General features: G+C 35.1%; 18 protein-coding genes and 1 pseudogene. 14 read left to right on the top strand and 5 right to left on the bottom strand.

All coding sequences use genetic code 11. The features are described 5' to 3' along the window. Window positions 1-57 precede the first annotated feature (57 nt). The 11 genes and pseudogenes from HJ01_RS02585 to HJ01_RS02535 all read left to right on the top strand — a co-directional run bounded on the left by HJ01_RS02585 (window position 58) and on the right by HJ01_RS02535 (window position 11,536). A complete protein-coding gene (locus tag HJ01_RS02585; protein WP_007136717.1) occupies window positions 58-1,683 on the top strand; it encodes a GIY-YIG nuclease family protein in 1,626 nt (541 codons plus the stop codon). 232 nt (window positions 1,684-1,915) lie between these two features. Beyond that, window positions 1,916-2,086, top strand: coding sequence for a hypothetical protein (locus HJ01_RS17725; RefSeq protein ID WP_007136716.1), 171 nt, complete (start codon window positions 1,916-1,918; stop codon window positions 2,084-2,086). A 239-nt stretch (window positions 2,087-2,325) separates the two neighbouring features. Further along, entirely contained in the window at window positions 2,326-2,865 is a 540-nt protein-coding gene (locus HJ01_RS02580; RefSeq protein ID WP_007136715.1) for a hypothetical protein, read from the top strand. Between the two features lie 177 nt (window positions 2,866-3,042). Continuing rightward, window positions 3,043-4,314 carry a serine--tRNA ligase gene (gene serS, locus HJ01_RS02575; protein ID WP_007136713.1) on the top strand — a complete coding sequence of 424 codons (1,272 nt, stop codon included), beginning with the start codon at window positions 3,043-3,045 and terminating at the stop codon, window positions 4,312-4,314. 125 nt (window positions 4,315-4,439) lie between these two features. Further along, complete coding sequence (locus HJ01_RS02570; RefSeq protein ID WP_007136712.1) at window positions 4,440-6,218, top strand: tetratricopeptide repeat protein; 1,779 nt, start codon at window positions 4,440-4,442, stop codon at window positions 6,216-6,218. A 45-nt stretch (window positions 6,219-6,263) separates the two neighbouring features. Next, complete coding sequence (locus HJ01_RS02565) at window positions 6,264-6,575, top strand: DUF4286 family protein (RefSeq protein WP_007136711.1); 312 nt, start codon at window positions 6,264-6,266, stop codon at window positions 6,573-6,575. Between the two features lie 164 nt (window positions 6,576-6,739). Continuing rightward, complete coding sequence (gene rsmA / locus HJ01_RS02560) at window positions 6,740-7,519, top strand: 16S rRNA (adenine(1518)-N(6)/adenine(1519)-N(6))-dimethyltransferase RsmA (protein WP_007136710.1); 780 nt, start codon at window positions 6,740-6,742, stop codon at window positions 7,517-7,519. After that, window positions 7,509-8,861 carry a magnesium transporter gene (gene mgtE / locus HJ01_RS02555; RefSeq protein WP_007136709.1) on the top strand — a complete coding sequence of 451 codons (1,353 nt, stop codon included), beginning with the start codon at window positions 7,509-7,511 and terminating at the stop codon, window positions 8,859-8,861. Before rsmA ends, mgtE begins: the two co-directional genes overlap by 11 nt. Window positions 8,862-8,909: 48 nt before the next feature. Then, window positions 8,910-9,686: a pyrroline-5-carboxylate reductase gene (proC, locus tag HJ01_RS02550; RefSeq protein ID WP_007136708.1), complete on the top strand. Its 777-nt coding sequence runs from the start codon at window positions 8,910-8,912 to the stop codon at window positions 9,684-9,686. Window positions 9,687-9,901: 215 nt separating this feature from the next. Then, a pseudogene (locus tag HJ01_RS02540) lies at window positions 9,902-10,795 on the top strand (2-hydroxyacid dehydrogenase); the annotation flags it as partial. Between the two features lie 459 nt (window positions 10,796-11,254). After that, window positions 11,255-11,536, top strand: a complete 282-nt coding sequence (locus HJ01_RS02535) for a TM2 domain-containing protein (protein ID WP_007136706.1) — start codon at window positions 11,255-11,257, stop codon at window positions 11,534-11,536. Between the two features lie 55 nt (window positions 11,537-11,591). On the opposite strand, the gene HJ01_RS02530 is transcribed toward HJ01_RS02535, so the two are convergent. Then, on the bottom strand, window positions 11,592-13,400 hold the full coding sequence (locus HJ01_RS02530; protein ID WP_007136705.1) for a GNAT family N-acyltransferase: 1,809 nt from the start codon (window positions 13,398-13,400) through the stop codon (window positions 11,592-11,594). A gap of 137 nt (window positions 13,401-13,537) precedes the next feature. On the opposite strand from HJ01_RS02530, the gene HJ01_RS02525 reads away from it, so the two are divergent. The 3 genes from HJ01_RS02525 (at window position 13,538) to HJ01_RS02515 (ending at window position 16,472) form a co-directional block, all read left to right on the top strand. Continuing rightward, window positions 13,538-14,302, top strand: coding sequence for an exodeoxyribonuclease III (locus HJ01_RS02525; RefSeq protein WP_007136704.1), 765 nt, complete (start codon window positions 13,538-13,540; stop codon window positions 14,300-14,302). A gap of 38 nt (window positions 14,303-14,340) precedes the next feature. Then, the gene (locus HJ01_RS02520) at window positions 14,341-15,282 is read left to right on the top strand and encodes an OmpA family protein (protein ID WP_007136703.1); all 942 of its coding nucleotides are present in this window, start codon (window positions 14,341-14,343) and stop codon (window positions 15,280-15,282) included. A 152-nt stretch (window positions 15,283-15,434) separates the two neighbouring features. Further along, window positions 15,435-16,472, top strand: coding sequence for an aldo/keto reductase (locus HJ01_RS02515; protein ID WP_007136702.1), 1,038 nt, complete (start codon window positions 15,435-15,437; stop codon window positions 16,470-16,472). A gap of 119 nt (window positions 16,473-16,591) precedes the next feature. Here the strand turns inward: HJ01_RS02515 and HJ01_RS02510 are convergent, their stop codons facing one another. The 4 genes from HJ01_RS02510 to radA all read right to left on the bottom strand — a co-directional run bounded on the left by HJ01_RS02510 (window position 16,592) and on the right by radA (window position 22,656). Beyond that, window positions 16,592-18,553, bottom strand: coding sequence for a transglycosylase domain-containing protein (locus HJ01_RS02510; RefSeq protein WP_007136701.1), 1,962 nt, complete (start codon window positions 18,551-18,553; stop codon window positions 16,592-16,594). Window positions 18,554-18,722: 169 nt separating this feature from the next. After that, window positions 18,723-19,139, bottom strand: coding sequence for a hypothetical protein (locus tag HJ01_RS02505; RefSeq protein WP_007136700.1), 417 nt, complete (start codon window positions 19,137-19,139; stop codon window positions 18,723-18,725). A gap of 414 nt (window positions 19,140-19,553) precedes the next feature. Then, window positions 19,554-21,197 (bottom strand): carboxylesterase/lipase family protein, encoded by a 1,644-nt coding sequence (locus HJ01_RS02500; protein WP_007136699.1) that lies wholly within the window; start codon window positions 21,195-21,197, stop codon window positions 19,554-19,556. 97 nt (window positions 21,198-21,294) lie between these two features. Further along, window positions 21,295-22,656, bottom strand: a complete 1,362-nt coding sequence (gene radA / locus HJ01_RS02495; protein ID WP_007136698.1) for a DNA repair protein RadA — start codon at window positions 22,654-22,656, stop codon at window positions 21,295-21,297. Window positions 22,657-22,698 lie beyond the last annotated feature (42 nt).

The following is a 22,698-nucleotide window of genomic DNA, read 5'->3' as shown; positions in this document are numbered from 1 at the left end:
AGAGGGTAATTAAAATCATAATACTTACTAAGTAGGTGTCATTGTAAATCAACCATTGTGAAAGAACACTTAAAAAGACGAATAGAGTATACAAAAGATTCTCTTCCTGAAGAAGGTACTCCAGAATATAATATTGTTATTGAGCGACTTAAACAACATGAGCACCGAAATCCAAACTTCCAAAAAGTAATTAAAGCGAAAAAAAATGAAGCTGTTAAGACTTGGGAGCTTCAAGAAGCAAATGGTATTGGACTTTTTATGGACCCTGAAATAAGGCATTATCTAGGAGAATTCAATCATAGATCTTGGAGTTATGGTCATCGTAAAATGCCAATAATGTTTAATGTAATGGAAGCTTTTTTTACATTGGATAAACGATTAAATTATTGGAGATTATTAGACGAAGAGGATTATTCGATATCATTTTTCGATTTTATTGATTTCTATACATCAAATGATTTTAAAAATGATAGAGAAGAAATAAAAGAGAATTTAGAAGAAGATTTAATCTATAACTTCAACGTTGGTTATGATTTAAAAGAGATAACTTTTAAAACGGACGATAAAAACGAATTCGTTATTGCTGGGGTATCTCTTATAAGGCGAGGCAATGAAGTGACAATGCTATTCGATACTGGCCAAAAAATAGACACAAATGAAAAATCTAAAGAATTAACTCCTTTAGAAACAATGAAAATAACTGTCGGTAAAGAAAAAATAAAAGTTGCAGATGATAGAATTAGGGAAGCAGTGAAATTAAATGATGATCCGAACTTATGGAAGGTACTTGTTGCTTGTCGTTTTAATTTGGATTCGAGTACAATAGATGCAAGATATGTTGCTAGAGATGAAGGGAATAGTTTTTCAATCTATACAGATGACTTGACAGGTTTTATGGTAAATGGAGAGTGGAGAGATCCTGGCTATGAAGAAACTTTTAAAAATCTTGTAAAAGAAGTAGAGAATTTTAATTCAATATTTGAATTAGCAAAAGCGTGTTTATATTTACCGAATTATTTTGACTTTTTCAACGAAGAAATAGAAGAACAAGAATATGATACAGAGGTAAAGTCAATTTTAAAAAATCCTTTTAAAAAGAGAGATTATAAAGATGTTGACAATAAATTTAAAATAAGAAACAGAACCCTATGGATATTAAATCGGAGTAAAACTTTTTCATCAAACAGAATAAAACTCCGTGATGAAAATTTCAAAATTGAAACTTCAGGATATTGGAAAAAATTAAACGATGATGAAGTAGGTAGTAACAAAATGGGAAATCCAATAAACGGAAAAACTTGGGTCAAAAAAACAGAAAGTTACTTTGTAACTAAAGAAGATGAATTAATTATTGAAAGAAAAAAAGATTTAGGTTTTACTTCCGAAAACGCAGGTAAAATCTACATTATGAGAAATGGAAATCTCAAAAATGATATATATAAAATAGGTTTAACAACTAAATCGGCTGATGAAAGAGCAAATCAATTGTCTAAAACAAGTATTCCTGATAAGTTTATTGTTATGAGAGAATGGGATACTAAAGATTGTTATCTCGCAGAAAAAAACATTCATAAATTATTAGAAAATTACAGAATTGATAAAAATCGAGAGTTTTTTCAAATAGATATGAGAATTGCAAATGATGTAATTGACGAAGTAATCAATGAAATCAACAAAGAATAGCCACACACGATCGCAAGGATATTCCTAAACGATGGTGTTGTCAATACTATCGTAAGCATGAACTAAGAAATTTTAAAAACCAATAATTTAGTTTGTATAGACTCTTTCATTTATATAATGCTAAGATTGCTTATTTTTCATAAAGATATTTATTGTTTTTGGACCAAACCCATACAGATAATGTACCGCCTTTTATATCTTTGCAAGTTGAAAATTAAATAGTCGAATTTCCATGGCAAAAGGACCCGAAAAAAACACCAAAAATAAGGCTTTACACACCAAATTGCTAAATCGGAAAAAAGCTAAACTTCAGGAGGAGAAAAAAGCACAAGCATTACGTTTGAAAGCTTTAGTAACAAAAATGAATCAGCAAAAAAACAGTAACGAATCAGATAATATGTAAATCATTATTGTGGTTTGCCTATGGTTTTCTTTAAATAAGTGAAACGCCTTATTTCACATAAGGAGAATCTATGTTTCTATGCGGTAAAAAATGTATAGAGAATAGAAATTCATTAACGGCGTTTGGTACTTAAATCCCAAATAACAGTGCTAATCTGTGTAATCCGTGGATAAAAAAAAATTTCATTTCTGTTTTATTTTACCCGAAATTTGCGCCACACTCCTTAAAAATCAAAACAAATGGAATTCGGTAAAATAATTATTTCAGAAACTGCAGCAGCTAGTGAAAGCCCACAAGATGTTATAAATTCTAATATTTCGGTAATCAACTTAATGCGTGAGGAAAAAATTGATGATGATTTGATTCACGAAGATGGGATTATGAGTTATTATTTAGACTATTATAATGCACAATGCACCGAAGGAAATTTTGCGCAGTTTGTATATAATTCAGGTTGGGATAAAGAACTAAACGAATTAGTGGAAGAAGGTTTGGCTTTGATTGGTGCCGAAAAGCAGTTGGAGTACTTTCAACAACAGTCCAAAAAAGTCAGATTAATGAGCAGTGTAAAACTAAATAAATTTCTGAAAGGAAAGCTGGAAGGCGTAAATCCAACAAGAGATATATTAAATGCACAATCATTTGCAGCAATCGAAGAAGATTTAGTGGCTTTGAATGCTAATTTCTTAAAATCACACCCCGATACTGAAGTGCTTTCAGTTGATGATATGTTTGCAGCCTTGGAAGAATTTGTTGGGCACGAGATTAAAAGAGCTTAATTAATTAGTTTCGCAAAGTATTTCGTCATAAAGCAGTCTGAATTTTCGTGAATCTTTGTGTCTCCTTTGGGCATCTTTGTGAAATAGTTTAATCCTTTAAACTTTCCCTCGTAAGTATCAAACATTTCCTTAAATTTGCTTCCATTAATATATAAGTAGAGTTATAAAAATCAAGCTATGTTACAAATCGCATTTATTAGAGAGAATCAGGAAAAAGTAATCAAGGCTTTGGCAAAAAGGAATATGGATGCCAAAAGTGTTGTTGAAGAAGTGGTACAACTAGACGAAAGACGTCGTGCTACCCAAGTCGAGTTAGACGGTATTTTATCTGAATCTAATAAATTATCCAAAGACATTGGTGAATTGATGAAAGCTGGAGAGAAATCAAAAGCAGCAATACTTAAAGAAAAAACAGTTTTACTAAAAGAGAAAAGTAAAAGATTAGCTGAAATAGCGGATGTTATTGCTCAAGAACTTTTAGCGAAATTATACACTTTACCCAATCTTCCAGCTGATATTGTTCCTGAAGGAAAAACTCCGGAGGAAAACTTAAATGTTTTTGAAGAAGGCGCTATTCCCGTTTTGCACGAAGGAGCGCAACCACACTGGGAATTAGTGAAGAAATACGATATCATTGATTTCGAATTAGGAGTAAAAATTGCGGGTGCAGGATTTCCGGTTTATAAAGGAAAAGGAGCACGATTACAACGCGCTTTGATTAACTATTTTTTAGACAAAAATACAGCTGCAGGTTACAATGAAGTTCAGGTTCCCCATGTGGTAAATGAAGCATCAGCATATGGAACGGGACAGTTGCCGGACAAAGAAGGACAAATGTACCATGATGCTGCAGATGATTTATACCTAATTCCAACGGCTGAGGTTCCTGTAACCAATATGTTTCGTGATGTAATTCTTTCAGAAAGTGAATTACCAATTTTAACAACAGCTTACACACCCTGTTTTCGTCGTGAGGCAGGTTCTTACGGAGCGCATGTACGCGGATTAAACCGTTTGCACCAATTTGATAAAGTAGAAATTGTACGTGTGGAGCACCCTGACAATTCGTATAAAGCTTTAGACGGAATGGTAGAACACATAAAAGAGATTCTAAACGAATTGAAATTACCGTACAGAATATTGCGTCTTTGTGGTGGAGATATGGGTTTCACATCGGCATTGACGTATGATTTTGAAGTTTTCTCTACAGCACAAGACCGTTGGTTAGAGATATCTTCAGTTTCAAACTTTGAAACCTTTCAAGCGAATCGTTTGAAATTGCGTTTTAAAGACAAAGATGGTAAAAACCAATTGGCACACACCTTAAACGGAAGTTCATTGGCTTTGCCAAGAGTGCTTGCAGGAATACTTGAGAACTACCAAACTGCAGACGGAATAGTGATTCCAGAGGTTTTACGTCCATACTGCGGTTTTGATATTATAAATTAATTATAGGCTGTTTTATTGACCGCAAATTCGCAAATTGTATGTTTTATTTATTTAAAATACTTTGCGAATTTGCGTTTAATTCAGCTTTGTGAGGGAACTGTTTGTTGCGGTTATAAACACGAATAATGAAAAAACTTTTTCTACATATCACTCTGTTTTTTTCATTGGTTTGTTTTTCTCAAAACGAACAATTGGCGCAATATTACTATGATAAAGGTGATTTTGAGAAAGCTAAAATTAGTTATGAAGAATTACTCATAGCACTCCCTTATAATACAGCTTATTTTTTAAGAACGATTGATTGTTACCAACAATTGGAGCAATTTAGCACTGCAGAAAAAGCAATTAAAGACAGATTAGAAAAGAGTAAGCAAGGAAACCTTCTTGTTGAAATGGGTTATAATTATCAGTTGCAAAAACAAGATTCAAAAGCTGAAGAATACTATAATCAAGCGTTAAATAGAGTCAAAAAAAATCCCAACGAAGTTTTTGGTATTTCTAGTTCTTTCGAGAAAAAGGTTTTGTTAGAATATGCTCTAAAAGCGTATCAAACTGCTTCAGAGGTAGAACCCAAATATAATTTTAATTATCAGAATGGATTGCTTTACGGGCAATTAGGTAATACAGAAATGATGATCTCCACTTTTTTGGATGAATCGTATGCAAATCCCCAAAATTCGATAATGATTCAAAATCAATTATCTCGCTTCATGTCTGATGATACTGATGGTAATTTTAGTGAGATGCTAAGAAAAGGATTGATTGTGCGGGTACAAAAAAGTCAAGATTTATTTTGGAATCGTTTTTTGAGTTGGTTTTACGTGCAACAAAAAGAATTTTCGAAAGCTTTTATTCAAGAAAAAGCCATCTACAAACGCAATCCAGAATCACTATCTAATTTAGTCAATTTAGCACATCTTGCTGTTGAAGAAGACGATCAGGAAATGGCGGTGGAAATTTTAGGATTTGTATTAGAAAACACTAAAGATCTTGAGTTGCTTATCCAGGCACATACTTATTTAATCAATATAAAAATTGACAAGGCGCAGGAGAAAGATTTTGCTGCCATTAAGGAGGAACTTTCTGCTTTGTTGGCTGAATATGAGATTAGTCCTTTTACCTTATCTTTGCAATTAATTCAAGCGCATTTTGTGGCCTTTAATTTGAAAAATCCAGAAGAGGGGAGAGCAATTATAAAAAAAACACTCGACCTGCAATTAAACGATTTTCAAGTGGCGCAGGCAAAAATGGAATTGGCGGATATTTTGCTTTTCGAAGAAAAATTTAACCAAGCATTGATTTATTACTCTCAAATAGAGATGAATCTGAAGAATGATGTGCTGGCCCATGAAGCGACTTTGAAAGCAGCTAAAACCAGCTATTTTAAAACTGATTTTGTCTGGGCATTGAAACAGTTCAAGGAATTGAAATCAGCCAGTACGCAATTGATTGCTAATGATGCTTTAGAATACTTTCTTTTAATAAATGACAACACAGTTGCTGATTCTACACAAACGGCATTAGCGGCATTTGCTAAAGGAGATTACCTTTTGTACCAAAATAGAAATAAAGAGGCTATTGCTCAGTTTCAATCTATTTTGCAAAAGTATAAAGGTCAGGAAATAGAGGCAGTGACGTTGTTGCGCTTAGGAAAAGTTTATGAAAAAACAGGAGATTTTAATTTGGCTTTAAGTCAATACCAAGAGATAATAGACCATCATAGTGACGGAATTTATATAGATGAAGCCTTGTTTTTCTCGGCCGAAATTTTCAATAAAAAATTGGCAACACCTGAAAAGGCTAAGCCGTTATATGAAAAAATAATTTTCAATCATCAAGACAGCATTTACTTTGTAGAGGCAAGAAAGAGTTTTAGGAAGTTAAGGGGAGACACGAATTTATAAGGAAAAGGTTAACCGATTAAACAAATCAACAATTAAACAAGGAAAATGATAATATACAACGTTACCACAAACATACACGAAAGCGTTCATGATCAATGGATGATTTGGATGCAACACAAGCACATTCCTGAAATTTTAGCAACGGGGAAATTTTCTTCTGCGCGACTAGTTCGGGTTTTGATCGAAGAGGAAATGGGAGGCGTGACTTACTCCGCTCAATACACCACAGACAGCAAGGAAACTCTTGAAAAATATTATCAGGAAGATGCACCTAGATTTAGAGAAGAGGGAGCAAGTTTATTTGGAGATAAAATGCTCGCTTTTAGAACGGAGTTAGAATTGATTTCAGACCATTAGCGGAAAGTAATCAGTGTTCAGTTTTGCTGTTTCTGCACCAACAAAGGGATTTATTACACATATTAGATGAAGCTGATTGTATTCTCTAATTTAAAAATAGTTTAAGGAATAAGTGTTGAGTTGATAAACTTGGAACTTTAAATTTTAAACTTTAAACAAAAAATATGGAAAAAGTAAAAGCTAAAAAACACCTCGGACAACATTTCTTGAAGGACGAAAGCATTGCCAAGGCAATTGCTGACACGATCAATCTAGAAGGATACGAGGATGTATTAGAAATAGGGCCAGGAATGGGAGTGCTTACAAAGTACTTATTAGACAAGCCTATTAATACGTATGTAATTGAGATCGATACAGAATCAGTTACTTACTTAGATGAGAATTATCCAAAACTAAAAGATAAAATTATCTCAAAGGATTTCTTGAAATACAATATCAATGAAGTTTTTGAGGGGAAACAATTCGCAATTATTGGGAATTTCCCGTATAACATATCTACTCAAATTGTTTTTAAAACATTGGAGTTGAAACACCAAATCCCCGAATTTGCCGGGATGTTTCAAAGGGAAGTGGCACAACGTATTTGTGAAAAGAAAGGAACCAAAGCGTACGGAATATTATCTGTTTTGGCGCAAGCCTTTTATGACGTAGAATATTTATTTACTGTTGACGAAAACGTATTTATTCCGCCACCAAAAGTGAAATCAGGAGTAATGCGTATGCGTAGAAAAGCGGATTATAGTTTGCCTTGCAGCGAAAAATTGTTTTTTACGGTAGTAAAAACTGCTTTTCAACAGCGTAGAAAAACACTTCGTAATAGTTTAAAGACATTGAACTTATCAGATGAGCTGAGAGAAGATATTGTTTTTAACCTACGTCCTGAACAGCTGGATGTAGCGCAATTTATAGAACTTACCCAGAAAATAGAAGCCGATGGAATTTAAAATCAGCAAAGACTTAATACTCGAATTAGAGCAACACATTGTTAATAAGAAAGACCATGAATTATCACGTCTTCTTAGTGATATGCACCATGCTGATATCGCCGAGATTTTGGACGAGCTTGATTTTGATGAGGCAACTTATATTTTTAAAGTATTAGATTCTGAAAAAACCTCTGAAATTCTTCTAGAATTAGAAGACGATTTAAGGGAAAATATATTAAAAAGACTTTCTGCAAAAGAGATTGCTGAAGAGCTAGATGAGCTGAATACGGATGATGCTGCGGATATCATCGCGGAACTTTCACAATCTAAAAAAGAAGAGGTAATCTCTGAGCTGGACGATTTAGAACACGCGAAAGACATTATTGACCTTTTGCGTTATGATGAAGACACCGCTGGGGGTTTGATGGGAAAAGAGCTTGTAAAGGTGAATGAAAACTGGAGCGTGCTTACTTGTGTAAAAGAAATGCGTGCCCAAGCCGAGAATGTCTCCCGTGTACATTCTATTTATGTTGTAGATGATGAAAACAGACTAAAAGGAAGATTGTCCCTAAAGGATTTATTGACTACTTCTACAAAAACACAGATTGCCGAAATTTATATCAAAAAAGTAACCTCGGTTAATGTTGATGCCGAAGATGTTGAGGTAGCCAGGATCATGCAAAAATATGACTTGGAAGCCATTCCTGTTGTCGATGCTATGGGACGATTAGTAGGCCGTATTACCATTGATGATATTATTGATGTGATCAGGGATGAAGCCGATAAGGATTACCAATTGGCTGCCGGTATCTCACAAGATGTAGAAGCTGATGATAGTATTCTAGAGTTGTCTAAAGCACGTTTGCCTTGGTTGGTTTTAGCGCTTTTGGGAGGTTTTATAACCGTAAGAGTGCTAGGTTTGTTTGAAGGAGCCATGGCTGAACACGGAAATTTATTCTTTTTTACTCCATTAATTGCCGCTATGGCAGGAAATGTTGGGGTGCAATCCTCAGCAATTATTGTTCAAGGTCTAGCTAACAATACTTTGAGCGGATCATTATTCAACCGTCTTATAAAAGAGGTTTCTTTGAGTTTGTTTAACGGAGCTATACTAGCAAGTATCCTTTTTTTAGGAAGTTATTTTCTGTTAGGCGAGCCGCCTATAATAGGAGTTGTTATTACCAGTGCCCTAGTTTCAGTAATTATAATCGCTTCGCTTATAGGTACATTTATACCTTTATTATTGGATAAGTTTGGGGTTGACCCCGCACTGGCAACAGGTCCATTTATTACTACAAGCAATGATATTTGTGGAATTCTAATATATTTTTCAATAGCAAAACTTATTCTGGGATTCTAAAATTAAAAACAACAACTAAACTATAACAACCAACTAACAACTAATAAAATGAATATTCACATCATAGGAGGCGGAAATTTAGGAGCTTCTGTCGCTATCGGAATCGCTAAATTTTCCAAAAACCATAAGACAACTGTTACTAGAAGAAATACAAGCAAAATCCAGCATCTGGAATCGCTAGGAATCACCATTTCTACTGATAATACGCACCAAATTCAAGAAGCTGATATTATTATTTTGACTGTAAAACCATACCAAGTTGATTTGGTTTTATCTGAAATTCTACCAGTCATAAATAACAAAATAATTGCCTCGGCAGTAACCGGACTTTCAACTGAAGCTTTGCAGGAAAAAATAGGAGCTGCTAATCAAGCAATAAGAATTATGCCGAATATCGCGGCACAGTTTGGAGAGTCAGCGACTTGTATCTCTTTTCAAGAAGGAAATGCGGAGCAAGGTCAAAAGCTGGTTAGCCTTTTCAAAGATTTAGGTACAGCGCCTATTATTGATGAGAAGTTGATGGATGCGGCGACAGTACTTGCAGCCAGCGGAACTGCATTTGCTTTACGTTACATTCGTGCGTCTATGCAAGCTGGTATCGAGATAGGTTTTGACTGGCAAACGGCATTAGACATTTCGGCACAAACAGTCAAAGGAGCCGCAAAAATGCTGATGGAAGAGCAAGTCCACCCAGAACAATTAATAGATCGCGTGACTACTCCAAAAGGCTGTACAATCGCAGGATTAAGCGAAATGGAATCTCACGGCTTTAGCTCATCGATAATACGCGGAATCAAAGCAGCATTAAAAAAAATTGTAGGATAAATATAATTTGGGCATTTCCCGCCAAAAAAAAGGGCGGGTCGGGCTGTCTGCTATATCCACGCTTAAAAAAAGCGTGGGATGACGCTTCCATCCCTAATGCGAGCCCCGTTTCCAATTCAAATTTGTAACTTTGAATTTCATTCAAATCAAAAACGGATATTTTGGAACCAGAAAACATTAAAATTCTACACATCGATAGCAACAACCCAATATTAATGGGGCAATTGCAGGAACTGGGTTTTACAAACCATGAAGACTTCACTTCCTCAAAGGAAGAAATCGAAGCTAAAATTCAAGACTATCAAGGAATCGTAATTCGTAGCCGATTCAAGATTGACAAGGAATTCCTTGACAAAGCTACTAATTTGCAATTTATTGCGCGAGTAGGAGCCGGACTGGAAAGTATTGACTGTGATTATGCTCTGTCAAAGAACATCGAATTGATAGCTGCGCCCGAAGGAAACAGAAACGCAGTTGCTGAGCATACTTTGGGAATGATTCTGTCTCTTTTCAATAAACTAAATACTGCTGATAAGGAAATTCGTTCCGGACATTGGAACCGCGAGAGTAACCGCGGCCATGAACTCGACGGTAAAACGGTAGGGATAATTGGATACGGAAATATGGGAAAATCTTTTGCTAAAAAACTGCGCGGTTTTGATGTGGAAGTTTTGTGCTACGATATTCAGGAAAATGTGGCTGATGCAAATGCAAAGCAGGTTTCACTAGGAGAATTGCAACTAAAAGCGGATGTCTTGAGTTTGCACATTCCCTGGACTCCAAAGACCAATAAAATGGTTGATGCGGCATTTATAGGTGGTTTTGCCAAGTCTTTTTGGATTTTCAATACCTCACGCGGAAAAAACATCGTAACGGCCGATTTGGTTACCGCAATGCAGTCAGGCAAAATACTAGGAGCAGGACTTGATGTTTTGGAATATGAGAAATTGTCTTTTGAAACTCTTTTTCAAGAAGAAAATACACCAGCAGCTTTTCAATATTTATTAGAAGCGCCAAATGTGATTTTAACACCACATGTTGCGGGTTGGACATTTGAAAGTCATGAACGATTGGCGCAAGTCATAGTAGATAAAGTTAAAGTGAAATATTTTGGGCAAACCCTAAAGCCAGAACTTGAAAAACGAGTGACAGGAATTGGAGGTTTTTTCTTCAAATCTAAGGATTCAAAAGAGCTAGTTGCTTGGTATGGCAAACATTTGGGTCTTAAAACAGATGATTATGGATCAACCTTCTGGTGGAAAGACAAAGACGGTACAGATTGTTCTACGCAATGGTCTCCATTTGCAGATGACACCACTTATTTTGCTCCCAGCGAAAAACAATTCATGCAAAACTTCAGAGTTGCCAATTTAGAGAAATTGTTGATGCAATTAAAGCTAGAAGGTGTAACTCTTGTAGGCGAAATGGAGTCCTATGATTACGGTAAATTTGCTTGGATTTTAGATCCTGAGGGAAATAAAATTGAACTTTGGGAGCCTATCGATAGCACTTTTAAATAAAAATTTATATATTTATTTAACGAAAACATTTCAAATTATAACTAACATATGGAAAACACAAAATACGAACACTGGAATAACCCGCAACCGCCTATAGAAAACAACAAGAAATTGGCAGCAGGTTTACTAGCGATATTATTAGGTTCTTTAGGGATTCATAAATTCCTTTTGGGATATACCAGCGAAGGGATAATATGGTTAGTGATTAGTGTTTTTACTTGTGGTACAGTAACTACATTACTAGGTTTTATAGAAGGAATTATATACTTGACAAAGTCAGATGAAGAATTCTATCAAACGTATCAGCTTAATAAAAAAGCATGGTTTTAAACATAAAAAAGTCTCGACATTGTCGAGACTTTTTTATGTTGTTCTATAAACAAGTTTAATGTGATTTGTCTTTTTCATTTAATTTTCGTTCCAGTTCCGCTTGAAATTCTTCCATAACTGGTTTCATGGTGCTTTCTGGAATATCAGCGACTCTGATGTACATTAAGCCGTCAACGGCATTGTTGAACAATGGATCTACATTAAAAGCGACCACCTTTGCATTTTGCTTGATGTATTTTTTTATTAATACAGGCAAACGTAAAATTCCAGGTTCTAATTCGTCAATAATTTTATCAAACTTATTTAAGTCGGCCTCTGTTTCATTAAAGATAAAATCTTTGTCGGCATCCTTTAACTTGACTTTATATGCTTTCTTTGGGTGAATGTATTGTGCGATATAGGGATCGTAATAATTCGATTTCATAAATTCAATCATCAAAGATTTTGAGAAATCAGAAAATTGATTGCTTATACTCACGCCACCAAGAAGAAATTTATGTTCCGGAAAACGTAAAGTCGTGTGAATAATTCCTTTCCAAAGCAAGAAAAGAGGCATCGGTTTTTGTTGGTATTCCTTGATGATAAATGCTCTACCCATTTCTATGGACTTGTGCATCATATCATGTAACTCAGGCTCAAAGCGAAAAAGTTCATTTAAATAGAATCCTTCGATTCCATATTTAGGAAAAATTTCAGAACCCAATCCCATTCGGTATGCACCGGCAATTTTCTTTGCGTCCTCATCCCATAAAAAAAGATGGTGGTAGTATTGGTCAAATTTGTCTAAGTCAATAGATTCATTTGTTCCTTCTCCTACTTCGCGGAATGTGATTTCACGCAAGCGACCTATTTCATGAAGGATGCTTGGGATTTTATCGGCTGCTGCAAAAAAGACTTCGTAGTTTTTACTTTGCAATAGTCTGCAATCCGTATCTCTTAAAGAATCTACTTCCGCAATCATTTTTTCGCCATTGGCGGGAGTTGCGATTTCTTTTGGACTTCTAGGTATTTTTAAAGTTGGAGGAATCAGTAACTTACTTTCTTTCTCGTATGGATTAGCCAGCATATAGGTTTTCTTTCTCAAGAATTCTGAATAGGCTTCGATCGTTTTGTATTCATTTTGTTCGGCTACAGAAATAGGTTTTCCGATTCGTACTTTTATCACGCGATGCTTCTGACTGAAAACTTCTGATGGTAATTTTGCAGTACGAAACGTTCCGCTAATTTTAGAAAGAAGATAAAATAACCAACTGTTTTTAGCATGAAAATAAATAGGAACAACAGGAACTTGTGCTTTTCTAATAACTTTGATGGCACCTTCTTCCCATGGTTTATCGACCATGTGTTTTCCGTCCTTATAGCTGGAAACTTCTCCTGCTGGAAACATTCCAAGAGGTTTTCCATCACTTAGGTGACGTAAAGTTTCTTTGATTCCAATAACACTTGACTTTGCATCCTTATGGTTTTCAAAAGGATTCACGGGCATGATATATTTCTTAAGAGGCGTAATTCTGTGCAATAGGAAATTAGCGATTATTTTGAAATTAGGCTCTCTCTCGAGCATTAATTTCAATAATAAAACACCGTCTATTCCTCCCAGTGGATGGTTTGAAATAGTTATATATGCACCTTCTTTCGGAAGGCGTTTAAAATCTTCCTGCGGAATTTCAAAGTTTATGTGTAAATCATCTACGATAGCATTTAGGAAGTCAATGTCTTCTAAGTGTTTGTTGCTGTCGTAAAATTTATTAAGCTTGGATATTTTTAAAACCTTCATTAAAAGCCAACCGGAAAAAGTTCCGAAAACCCCATATTTTTCAGCATTTATTGCTTTTGCAACTTCTTTGGCGGTAACTAAACCCATTTACGTTTTGTTTATTGAGCGAAAAACAAAGATAGAAAAAAACTCCATTATCTGGCTATTGCCGTATTCGATTTTCTGGTTTTTGCGGTATATCCTTTTTAATTTTTATTACTTTTGAAATTCAAAAATTTATATCAATGAGAATTATCTCCTACAATGTTAACGGAATTCGTTCTGCAATTTCAAAAGGATTCATAAACTGGTTGCAGCAGGCAAATCCTGATGTAATTTGTCTTCAGGAAATTAAGGCGTCTCCAGATCAACTGCCATTATTAGATTTCGAATTAGCAGGTTACCCTTATCATTATTGGTTTCCCGCAACCAAAAAGGGATATAGCGGTGTAGCAATCTTGTCAAAAGTGAAACCTAATAATGTTGTTTTTGGAACAGGAATCCCGCATATGGATTTTGAAGGGCGAAATATTCGTGTGGATTTTGATGAAATGTCAGTAATGAGCCTTTATTTGCCTTCGGGAACTAACAGCGAAAGACTGGATCATAAATTTATGTTTATGGATGATTTCCAGAATTACATTAATGAGCTGAAGAAAACAGTTCCTAATTTAGTGATTTGTGGAGATTATAATATTTGTCATGAAGCTATTGACATACATGATCCCATTCGAAATAAAAAAGTATCTGGGTTTTTACCTGAGGAAAGAGCCTGGCTTGACACTTTTTTGAATAATGGTTTTATTGATAGTTTTCGTTTTTTAAACAAAGAACCAGACAATTACAGCTGGTGGACGATGCGTGTTCCTACAGCAAGAGCAAATAATAAAGGATGGCGTATTGACTATTGTTTAGTAAGCGAACCGTTAAAGGATCGAATAAAAAGAGCACTTATATTAGCAGAGGCAAAACATTCTGACCATTGTCCCGTTTTAGTTGAAGTAGAATAAAGTAAAAAGATCTAATAACCCAAATTTAAATTATAAAAATGATAAAGAAAATCTCTCTAGGATTGCTGATAATGGCGCTTTCGACTTCTTGCGTATCTAAGAAGATATACAATGATCTAGAAAACAAATTTACAGACCTAAAAAAGGAAAATAGAAGTTTAGCTGATGAAAATTCAGAACTTACTAGTGCTAAAAATCAATTAGAACTGGATCAAGATGCATTGAAAAATGATTTCGCTAAGTTGAAATTAGAACGTGATAAATGGCTTGCTGATTATGGCGCTTTAAGTAATAAAATGGATTTGCTTAATGAGTCCTATAAAGCATTGGAAAAAAATAGTAATGAGGCTTTGCAAATCAACATGAGTAAAAATCGTGATTTGCTTGCTCAATTAGATGCTAAAGGAAAGGCACTGGCAATTGAACAAGAGCGTTTAAACAAAAGTTCACAGCGCTTGCAAGAAATGGAATCTTTGATTGCTGCCAAAGAAGCGACTATGAAGAAACTGAAAGAAACTTTATCTAAAGCCTTGAATAGTTTTGAAGGAAAAGGACTTACAGTAGAGCAAAAAAACGGGAAAGTTTATGTTTCTATGGAAAATAAATTGCTTTTTAATTCCGGTAGCTATTCAGTAGGAGCTGAGGGTAAAAAAGCAGTGGTTGAATTGGGAAAAGTTTTGGGCGACAATCCAGATATCTCAGTTTTGATTGAAGGACATACTGATGATGATGGTTTTTCTAGTTCAGGACCAATCGCTAATAACTGGGATTTATCAACTAAAAGAGCGACTGCAATTGTTGCTATTCTGAGTGAGAACAGAGCGATCAACAAGCAAAATCTTACGGCTGCCGGAAGAGGGGAGTTCTCTCCTTTGACAAGTAATGCTACGGCAGAAGGAAAAGCTAAAAATCGTAGAATCGAAATTATTCTTACACCAAGATTAGACGAAATTGCTGAAATGCTGAATGAAATTAATTAAAAAGTTTCAAGGCTTCATAATTTTAATGGTTCAGAGTTTTTACTTTGAACCATTTTTATTACATAAACGTTTCTAAAATATCTGTTAATACGTTTGAGGAACAGGACCAATAAAATCTACATTTGTACCTTTATACTTTAAATTTACTATAAATGAAATATACTACTTTACCCAATACTGATATAAAAGTCAGTAAGATTTGCCTTGGAACGATGACTTTTGGACAACAAAACACAGAAGCAGATGGTCATGCACAAATGGACTATGCTTTAGAACAAGGCGTAAATTTTTTTGATACTGCTGAGATGTATTCAATTCCAGCACGAGAGGAAACTTATGGTAGCACTGAAAAAATTCTGGGGAGCTGGTTTAAAAAATCGAGAAAAAGAGAAGAAATAGTTTTAGCATCTAAAATTGCAGGTCCTAATCCAAGTTTTACCTATATGCGCGAGAAGAATGATTTTTCAGCAGCAAGTATAAAATATGCATTAGACAATAGTTTAAAGCGTTTACAAACAGATTATATCGATTTGTATCAATTGCACTGGCCAGAGCGCAAAACGAATTATTTTGGGCAACGCGGCTTCACATTGCAAGATGATCAGTGGGAAGATAATATTCATGAAGTGCTAACAACCTTAGAAGGTTTTGTAAAAGAAGGTAAAATCAAGCACATCGGACTTTCTAATGAAAATGCTTGGGGAATCATGCGTTTTCTAGAAGAGAATAAATACAACAATCTGCCTCGAGTAAAAACAATTCAAAATCCATATTCGTTATTGAATAGACTCTTTGAAAACGCTTCGGCTGAGGTTTGTGCACGTGAAAATGTAGGTTTGTTGGCATATTCGCCTATGGGATTTGGTGTTTTGTCTGGTAAGTTTTTGACTGGAGAAAGTCATCCTAATGCTAGAATTAACTTGTTTCCGCAATATACAAGATATAATAGTGCTCAATGTATTGAGGCAACAAAATTGTACCAAGAAATAGCTGTTAAAAACGGATTGTCATTGACAGAACTATCTTTGGCTTTTATTGAGCAGCAGCCTTTCTTAACCAGTACAATAATTGGCGCCACAACAATGGAACAATTAAAAGAAAATATTGACACCATCAAGGTAACTTTATCTGAGGATGTCTTGAAAGCTATAAATGAGGTTCAGTCAATAATTCCTGATCCGGCACCTTAATTATTTAACTGCTTAGACACAAAATAAGTAACAAAGCCCACAAAGAAATTTTGTGGGCTTTGTTGCATATTTAACTTTTGAAGTCAGTACGAATTATTTGGGAGCTTAGAGGTTAATTATTAAAACTCAAACTCATCCTTTATTGATAGTGTATCAACCACTGTACTGTCTTGAATGCGCAACCTTAAAAGTGATTTAGCAGGACCAGAAATATTCATCAATTGCGATTTATAAATGGTATCGTCAATACTGATAAGACCTCGTCGGATCATGATGTTGGTCAAAAAAGTTTCTTGTTTTTGGGCAAAATCTCTAAGTTTTCCTTGGTCGTTAAACTGGTACATAAATTTTTTTGGACTAGGAATAATTCGAGCTAGATACAAACATTCATTTAAGTTAAGGTCAGCAGGAGCCTTCTGAAAATAATACCGACTCGCTTCTCCAATTCCATAAACATTTGGTCCCCATTCTATGATGTTAAAATAAACCTCTAGCATGCGTTCCTTACTTACGATTCTGTTGTTTTCCAAAATGTAAACTAATAGGATTTCTTCCAGTTTTCGTGAGACTGTTTTTTCTCGGGTGAGAAAAACATTTTTTACTAATTGCATGCTAATAGTGCTCGCACCTCTAGAGAATTTTTTGGTTTTTATGTTTTTTACGATTGATTGCTTAAAGGCTTCGTTAATGAAACCGTGATGTGAAAAGAAAGAAGGATCTTCCGTTGTTAATACACATTTTTTTAAGTAGGGCGAGATTTGATCTATCGGAGTGTAACTAGAATTAGCATTTCCAACCAAAACAGGACGCTGTAATACGTCATTTATGATGGCTCTGTAAACAAACTCTCCGTTGAGTTTGTTGAGATTGGCTTCGCCATATTTTGTGATTTTTAAGTTCTCCTTTTTCAAATTACTGTCAAAAACAAGTTGGTCTGGTTTGTTTTTGTTAAACCGGAAGTCTAATTTGTAATCAAAAGTCCCTTCGGCTTCCATTCCTTGAAAATGGGTAAAGAGACCATCTGGGAGAGATGAGATGAAGTCTTGCGCTTTCATCTTAGGAATGTTGACTTTCAGTTTGTAAATCGTATCTGATTGAGTTTCATACGACACATATGGATGGAATTTTATAGCGTTAAACTGAGCAGTTGAACTACTGTCTACAGAAATAAAATCGGAACCCAATAGCAATCGAAAATCAAATTGGGCATTTTTTATGAGAACATCCTTGTTGGCTATTTTTGGATGATGTATTTTTAAGTTGGAGATTGATGTAAAACCATCAATATGTAGTTCACCGCCCCTTTTGTCAATGTTTTCAATCTTCAATCGGATGGAATCAAAGCTTGATTTTAAATTATAACGCTCGTCAAAATACGGTACTTTTATGGCGCCAGTGTCAATGTTGAAGAAACGGATATCTGCTTTTTTGTTTCTAGGGTCTGCAAAGCCTTTTATTCTCCATCGTTGTGAAAAAGTATTGGTTTGCACATTAATAGAAGTCTCAATTTCCTTGTCAAAAAGAGTAAGTTTTTTGATGTCTATAGTTGCTTTTTTACCATTGTCATCTAATTTGAATTTCAGGTTTTCGATCCGCATATCAGTTGGAACTAGATTCAATACGTTCGAAATTATTCTATAGGCAAAAGCAGCATAATCTCTTTTATCCGTGCTTGTTGGTTCCTTGTTTTCTTTTTTTAGAAATGATGCAAAGTTTTTTACATTCCCTTTTTGAACTAGTTGTACGAGACCATTTTGGATTTCCAAACTTCCTAATTGTACTTCCCCAAGAAACAACTGCCAGACATTGATACTGGTTTTCATTTTTTTAATACTAAAAAGAGTATCGGCATTTTTGGGTACTAATGTTATTTCGGTCAAACTCACTCCCGAAAAACCTTCAAAAGAAGCTTTTTTCACAGATAAATCACAGTTGTATTCTTGCTCCATTTTTGTCGAGGCTTTTGTGATTGCCTGTTGTAGGAGGGAATCTCTAAACACAAAGAAAGCTATGGATAAAACCAGGAAGATTGCAGTAAATACTACTAACAGAATAATTGTTTTTTGTTTTCTGGTGGTCATGAATTTTAAGGTCGGTTTTTAAATAACTTTATAGATTGTATGAACAATTTATGAAGAGCTCAAATGTAGGAACTAATTTATTTGGTGGCATAAAAAAACTACAACATCTTTTTTGCTGTAGTTTTTGATACAATCGCTAAAATAAGCGACAACTCTTTTTAATGGAAAGCTATTGTTTTTGACTGTAGAACTGTTTCACTTTTGCCACAATCTGGTTTTCGGTCATGCTGTCTGATGTTTCAACAGATTTAGGCTTGCTGGCAATAGTTGATTTCTCCGAGTTAATTTTTTGTTCTAATTTGGTTTTAGTTTCCGCTGGGCCAAAAATATATAATTCGTCAGCCCCAGTAACATTGGAGATTACATCTTTTAGATAAGTGTTTATTTGATGTTTTTTTCGTTCATCAAATGATTTTTGGGAGTCAATATGTTGTCCGCCAAAGAAACTACCTTTATCTCCCTCTTTATCGTGATACACACGATTTTCAAGATCAGATTGTATTTCTGTAATTGCTTCTTTACCGCCTTCAAGAGTTACGATGATTGCTTTTGTTGAGTCAATCCAAATACCAGTTTGCTTTTTCATCTTTTATTATTTTTAAATTATTTTATTTCAATTTTGGTGCCCGAATAAGATCCGAATTTATAAATTGTTTTTTTTAAAGGAATTTAATCTTTCTGGAAGATGCGTTTTTAAGTGATTTATCTCTTTTTTTGAACATCCATATCTGTTGAGGTAATACAATAGTATATTTTATCAAGTTGTACGTAGAAAAGACCCCTTTTTTTAAAATGATGGTTACATGTTTAAACTCTTAGAGAAGAGTTTTCAGGATTATAAATTTACAAAAAAACAATGGTAATAAAAATATAAATTATAGTTAAATAGTTGTAAATCAAGATTTTTAATTTCTATTTCGTTGATTGCGCTAAATCCAAGTAGTCATAAAAAAAGAGGATGCCTTTTTATTGACATCCTCTTTTTTACTGAACCTTAACCTTATTTTTTTGAATATTCTTTATCTAGAAATAAATATCGGGCATCATTTTCTGCCTTTTTTGATTTTGAATTAACATCAATAACCATGATTTCGGGTTTTTCTTCATTTTTTGCTTTAGGCCATACAGGAAGTCCATCGCCATTAGGATTGCCGGTTTTTATAAAGTTGGCAAAGTAATTCATCATGGTTTCTGAAACTTTAAAATCATCTTCTGACCAAGCATAATCTTTGTTACTAGCTAAGTTTCCCATAGCATATTCAATTTCAGCCGAGTGAACAGCGCCTTTTGAGATTGGTGCCTTTGGTGTATTTGAATTTTTCTTAATCACACCACCTGCAAGACCTGCCTCCAGACTATTGTCTCGCATTTCTGGTCTTGGGTGGGAGTAATAGTAACGATAGATAGGTTGTGTGCTATTTTTTCGATGTAAATCAAACCATTTCCAACTGCTGTAAGCGATAAAACGATCACCAGCCAAATCAGTTGCTGACTGTTCCGTAACTTCTAGAGTACCTGCTGGATATAATTTAAGTACTTCATCTGCCTTGTCACCATAAAGTTCTTTTACTTTCTGGATATAGGTTTCGTTATTGATGTCTTTGCCCATCGTTAATGCCTTGTAGGTCATTTCTTCAGAGTTCCATCCTAATAATAAAGGGATCATGGCTTGTTGTTTGGCCTCAAAGGTTTCGGGCAATAACTTTGGTAAAAAATAACCGTCTATTGTTGTTTTAAATACGCCTAAACTTGTACCAATTGATTTTTGATATAGTTCAAAAGTGGACATAGCACGGAGGTCTTTTAAAGTAGAAGCACCGATTTTTTGTGCAAATTCAAGACCCGTTTTTTCAGCTTCTGCTAAAGGGACGGCTGCTAAAGTTGGATAAATTGAACCGCCACTTTCGCCAATTGCTCCAGTAATAAGACCTTTGGATAATGGGGAGGCCATTTGTGCACTCACAGCAATAGATCCAGCAGATTCTCCTGCTATGGTTACTCTTTTTGGATCTCCTCCAAATTTCGCAATATTGGCTTGAACCCATTTCAAAGCTGCATTTTGATCTAATAAGCCATAATTTCCAGAGGCATGATTGGGAGATTCTCTCGTTAATTCTGGATGAGAGAAAAAGCCCCAAATGCCAAGACGGTAATTTACAGTTAAGGTTACAATTCCTTTCTTGGCCATATTTTCTCCATCATATCTGTTTTCTGAACCGTCACCAGCGGCAAATCCTCCACCATAAAAATAGACCAAAACGGGTAATTTGTCGCTAGATGATGTGGCGGTTGACCAAACATTAAGGTACAGGCAATCTTCGCTCATACCATCACTTCTAAATCCCATATCGCCAAAAACATTGGATTGGATTCCTCTTGGGCCAAATTTTTTAGTTTGTTTTATTCCATTCCAATTTATAACGGATTGAGGTTCTTTCCAACGTAAATTACCTATTGGAGGTTGTGCGAATGGAATTCCTTTAAAACTTTGAATGTTTGTTTTTATATCAAATTCACCTTCAATAATCCCATTTGATGTGGTTATTTGCACTGGGAAGGCGTTTTGATTTTCGGCATGTTGTGCTTTTGCAATTATAGGTATTACCAGCAGTAGTAGCACTAGATAGATTTTTTTTAGATACATATTTTAGTATATTTATTAGTTTACAAAAAGGTAAATAGTTAAAGAAAGGGACTAAAAAAAATAGTGTGGTTCTTATCTGTATTTAATCGAAAATATTCTATCCGAATAACATACTGGCTACATCTTCAATTTTAGCTACTAGTTGGATTTTTATACCGGTGTTTTTAAGAGAGATTTTATTGTATTTAGATACAAAAATGGTAGAAAAGCCTAATTTTTCTGCTTCTTGAATGCGTTGGTCTACTCGGTTTACTGGGCGGATTTCCCCTGACAAGCCAACTTCTCCTGCAAAGCAAAAATCCTTATTAACTGGGATGTCTTCATTAGACGATAAGATGGCGGCAACTACAGCCAAATCGATAGCGGGATCATCTACTGAAATTCCTCCCGTAATGTTTAGAAAAACATCTTTGGCGCCAAGCCTAAAACCAGCTCTCTTTTCGAGAACGGCTAAAATCATATTCAGTCTCTTGGCGTTGTAACCTGTTGTGCTTCGTTGCGGCGTTCCATAAACGGCAGTACTCACCAGAGATTGAATTTCAATCATCAATGGGCGCATTCCTTCTAAGGTAGAAGCAATCGCGGTTCCTGATAGTTCCTCGTCTTTATGAGAAATCAATATCTCAGAAGGATTCGAAACTTCCCTTAGTCCGCTTCCTAGCATTTCGTAAATTCCTATTTCGGCAGTGGAGCCAAAACGGTTTTTAAGTGAACGCAAAATACGATACACATGATTACGGTCGCCTTCAAATTGCAGCACGGTGTCTACCATGTGCTCTAAGATTTTGGGTCCGGCAATGTTTCCGTCTTTCGTTATGTGTCCAATAAGGATTACAGGAATATTGGTTTCTTTGGCAAATTTAATCAGTTCGGCTGTGGTTTCTCGAATTTGGGATATACTTCCGGCAGTCGACTCGATATAATCCGTATGAAGCGTTTGGATGGAGTCTATGATGACAATTTCGGGTTCAATCGCTTCAATTTGTTTGAATATGTTTTGGGTTTTTGTTTCGGTAAGTATATAGCAGTTGTCACTAACAGACGTGATTCTTTCGGCACGCATTTTTATTTGTTTTTGGCTTTCTTCACCTGAAACATATAAAGTTTTATATGGTAATTTTAAGGATATTTGAAGTAAGAGTGTGCTTTTTCCAATTCCAGGTTCTCCTCCTAAAAGAGTTAGGGATCCGGGAACAATACCGCCGCCAAGTACGCGATTAAGTTCTGCATCAGTAGTGTCCATGCGGATTTCCTGAGTCGAATCTATTTCGTTAATCTTTAAAGGTTTTGGAGCTTTACTCTTTGAAGTAGATTCGCTTTTCCAAGCCGTTTTTTCTTCTTTTTGAATTATTTCCTCTGCAATGGTATTCCATTCCTTACAAGAATTGCATTGTCCTTGCCATTTTGCATATTGTGCTCCGCAACTTTGACAGAAAAAGGTGGTTTTTACTTTGGCCATAGGAAGAGTTATTGTTTTGTTTAAATTATAATAAAAAAAGAC

The sequence above is a fragment of the Flavobacterium frigoris PS1 genome (assembly GCF_000252125.1).
Taxonomy (GTDB): Bacteria; Bacteroidota; Bacteroidia; order Flavobacteriales; family Flavobacteriaceae; genus Flavobacterium; species Flavobacterium frigoris_A.
Note: the sequence above shows the minus strand (reverse complement) of the source record. Positions and strands in the feature narration are given on the sequence as shown.

Bases quoted from the DNA above. Each gene is read 5' to 3' on its own strand.
- HJ01_RS17725 (WP_007136716.1), top strand. From the start codon at position 1,916: ATGGCAAAAGGACCCGAAAAAAACACCAAAAATAAGGCTTTACACACC.
- HJ01_RS02580 (WP_007136715.1), top strand. From the start codon at position 2,326: ATGGAATTCGGTAAAATAATTATTTCAGAAACTGCAGCAGCTAGTGAA.
- serS (WP_007136713.1), top strand. From the start codon at position 3,043: ATGTTACAAATCGCATTTATTAGAGAGAATCAGGAAAAAGTAATCAAG.
- HJ01_RS02570 (WP_007136712.1), top strand. From the start codon at position 4,440: ATGAAAAAACTTTTTCTACATATCACTCTGTTTTTTTCATTGGTTTGT.
- HJ01_RS02565 (WP_007136711.1), top strand. From the start codon at position 6,264: ATGATAATATACAACGTTACCACAAACATACACGAAAGCGTTCATGAT.
- rsmA (WP_007136710.1), top strand. From the start codon at position 6,740: ATGGAAAAAGTAAAAGCTAAAAAACACCTCGGACAACATTTCTTGAAG.
- mgtE (WP_007136709.1), top strand. From the start codon at position 7,509: ATGGAATTTAAAATCAGCAAAGACTTAATACTCGAATTAGAGCAACAC.
- proC (WP_007136708.1), top strand. From the start codon at position 8,910: ATGAATATTCACATCATAGGAGGCGGAAATTTAGGAGCTTCTGTCGCT.
- HJ01_RS02535 (WP_007136706.1), top strand. From the start codon at position 11,255: ATGGAAAACACAAAATACGAACACTGGAATAACCCGCAACCGCCTATA.
- HJ01_RS02530 (WP_007136705.1), bottom strand. From the start codon at position 13,400: ATGGGTTTAGTTACCGCCAAAGAAGTTGCAAAAGCAATAAATGCTGAA.
- HJ01_RS02525 (WP_007136704.1), top strand. From the start codon at position 13,538: ATGAGAATTATCTCCTACAATGTTAACGGAATTCGTTCTGCAATTTCA.
- HJ01_RS02520 (WP_007136703.1), top strand. From the start codon at position 14,341: ATGATAAAGAAAATCTCTCTAGGATTGCTGATAATGGCGCTTTCGACT.
- HJ01_RS02515 (WP_007136702.1), top strand. From the start codon at position 15,435: ATGAAATATACTACTTTACCCAATACTGATATAAAAGTCAGTAAGATT.
- HJ01_RS02510 (WP_007136701.1), bottom strand. From the start codon at position 18,553: ATGACCACCAGAAAACAAAAAACAATTATTCTGTTAGTAGTATTTACT.
- HJ01_RS02505 (WP_007136700.1), bottom strand. From the start codon at position 19,139: ATGAAAAAGCAAACTGGTATTTGGATTGACTCAACAAAAGCAATCATC.
- HJ01_RS02500 (WP_007136699.1), bottom strand. From the start codon at position 21,197: ATGTATCTAAAAAAAATCTATCTAGTGCTACTACTGCTGGTAATACCT.
- radA (WP_007136698.1), bottom strand. From the start codon at position 22,656: ATGGCCAAAGTAAAAACCACCTTTTTCTGTCAAAGTTGCGGAGCACAA.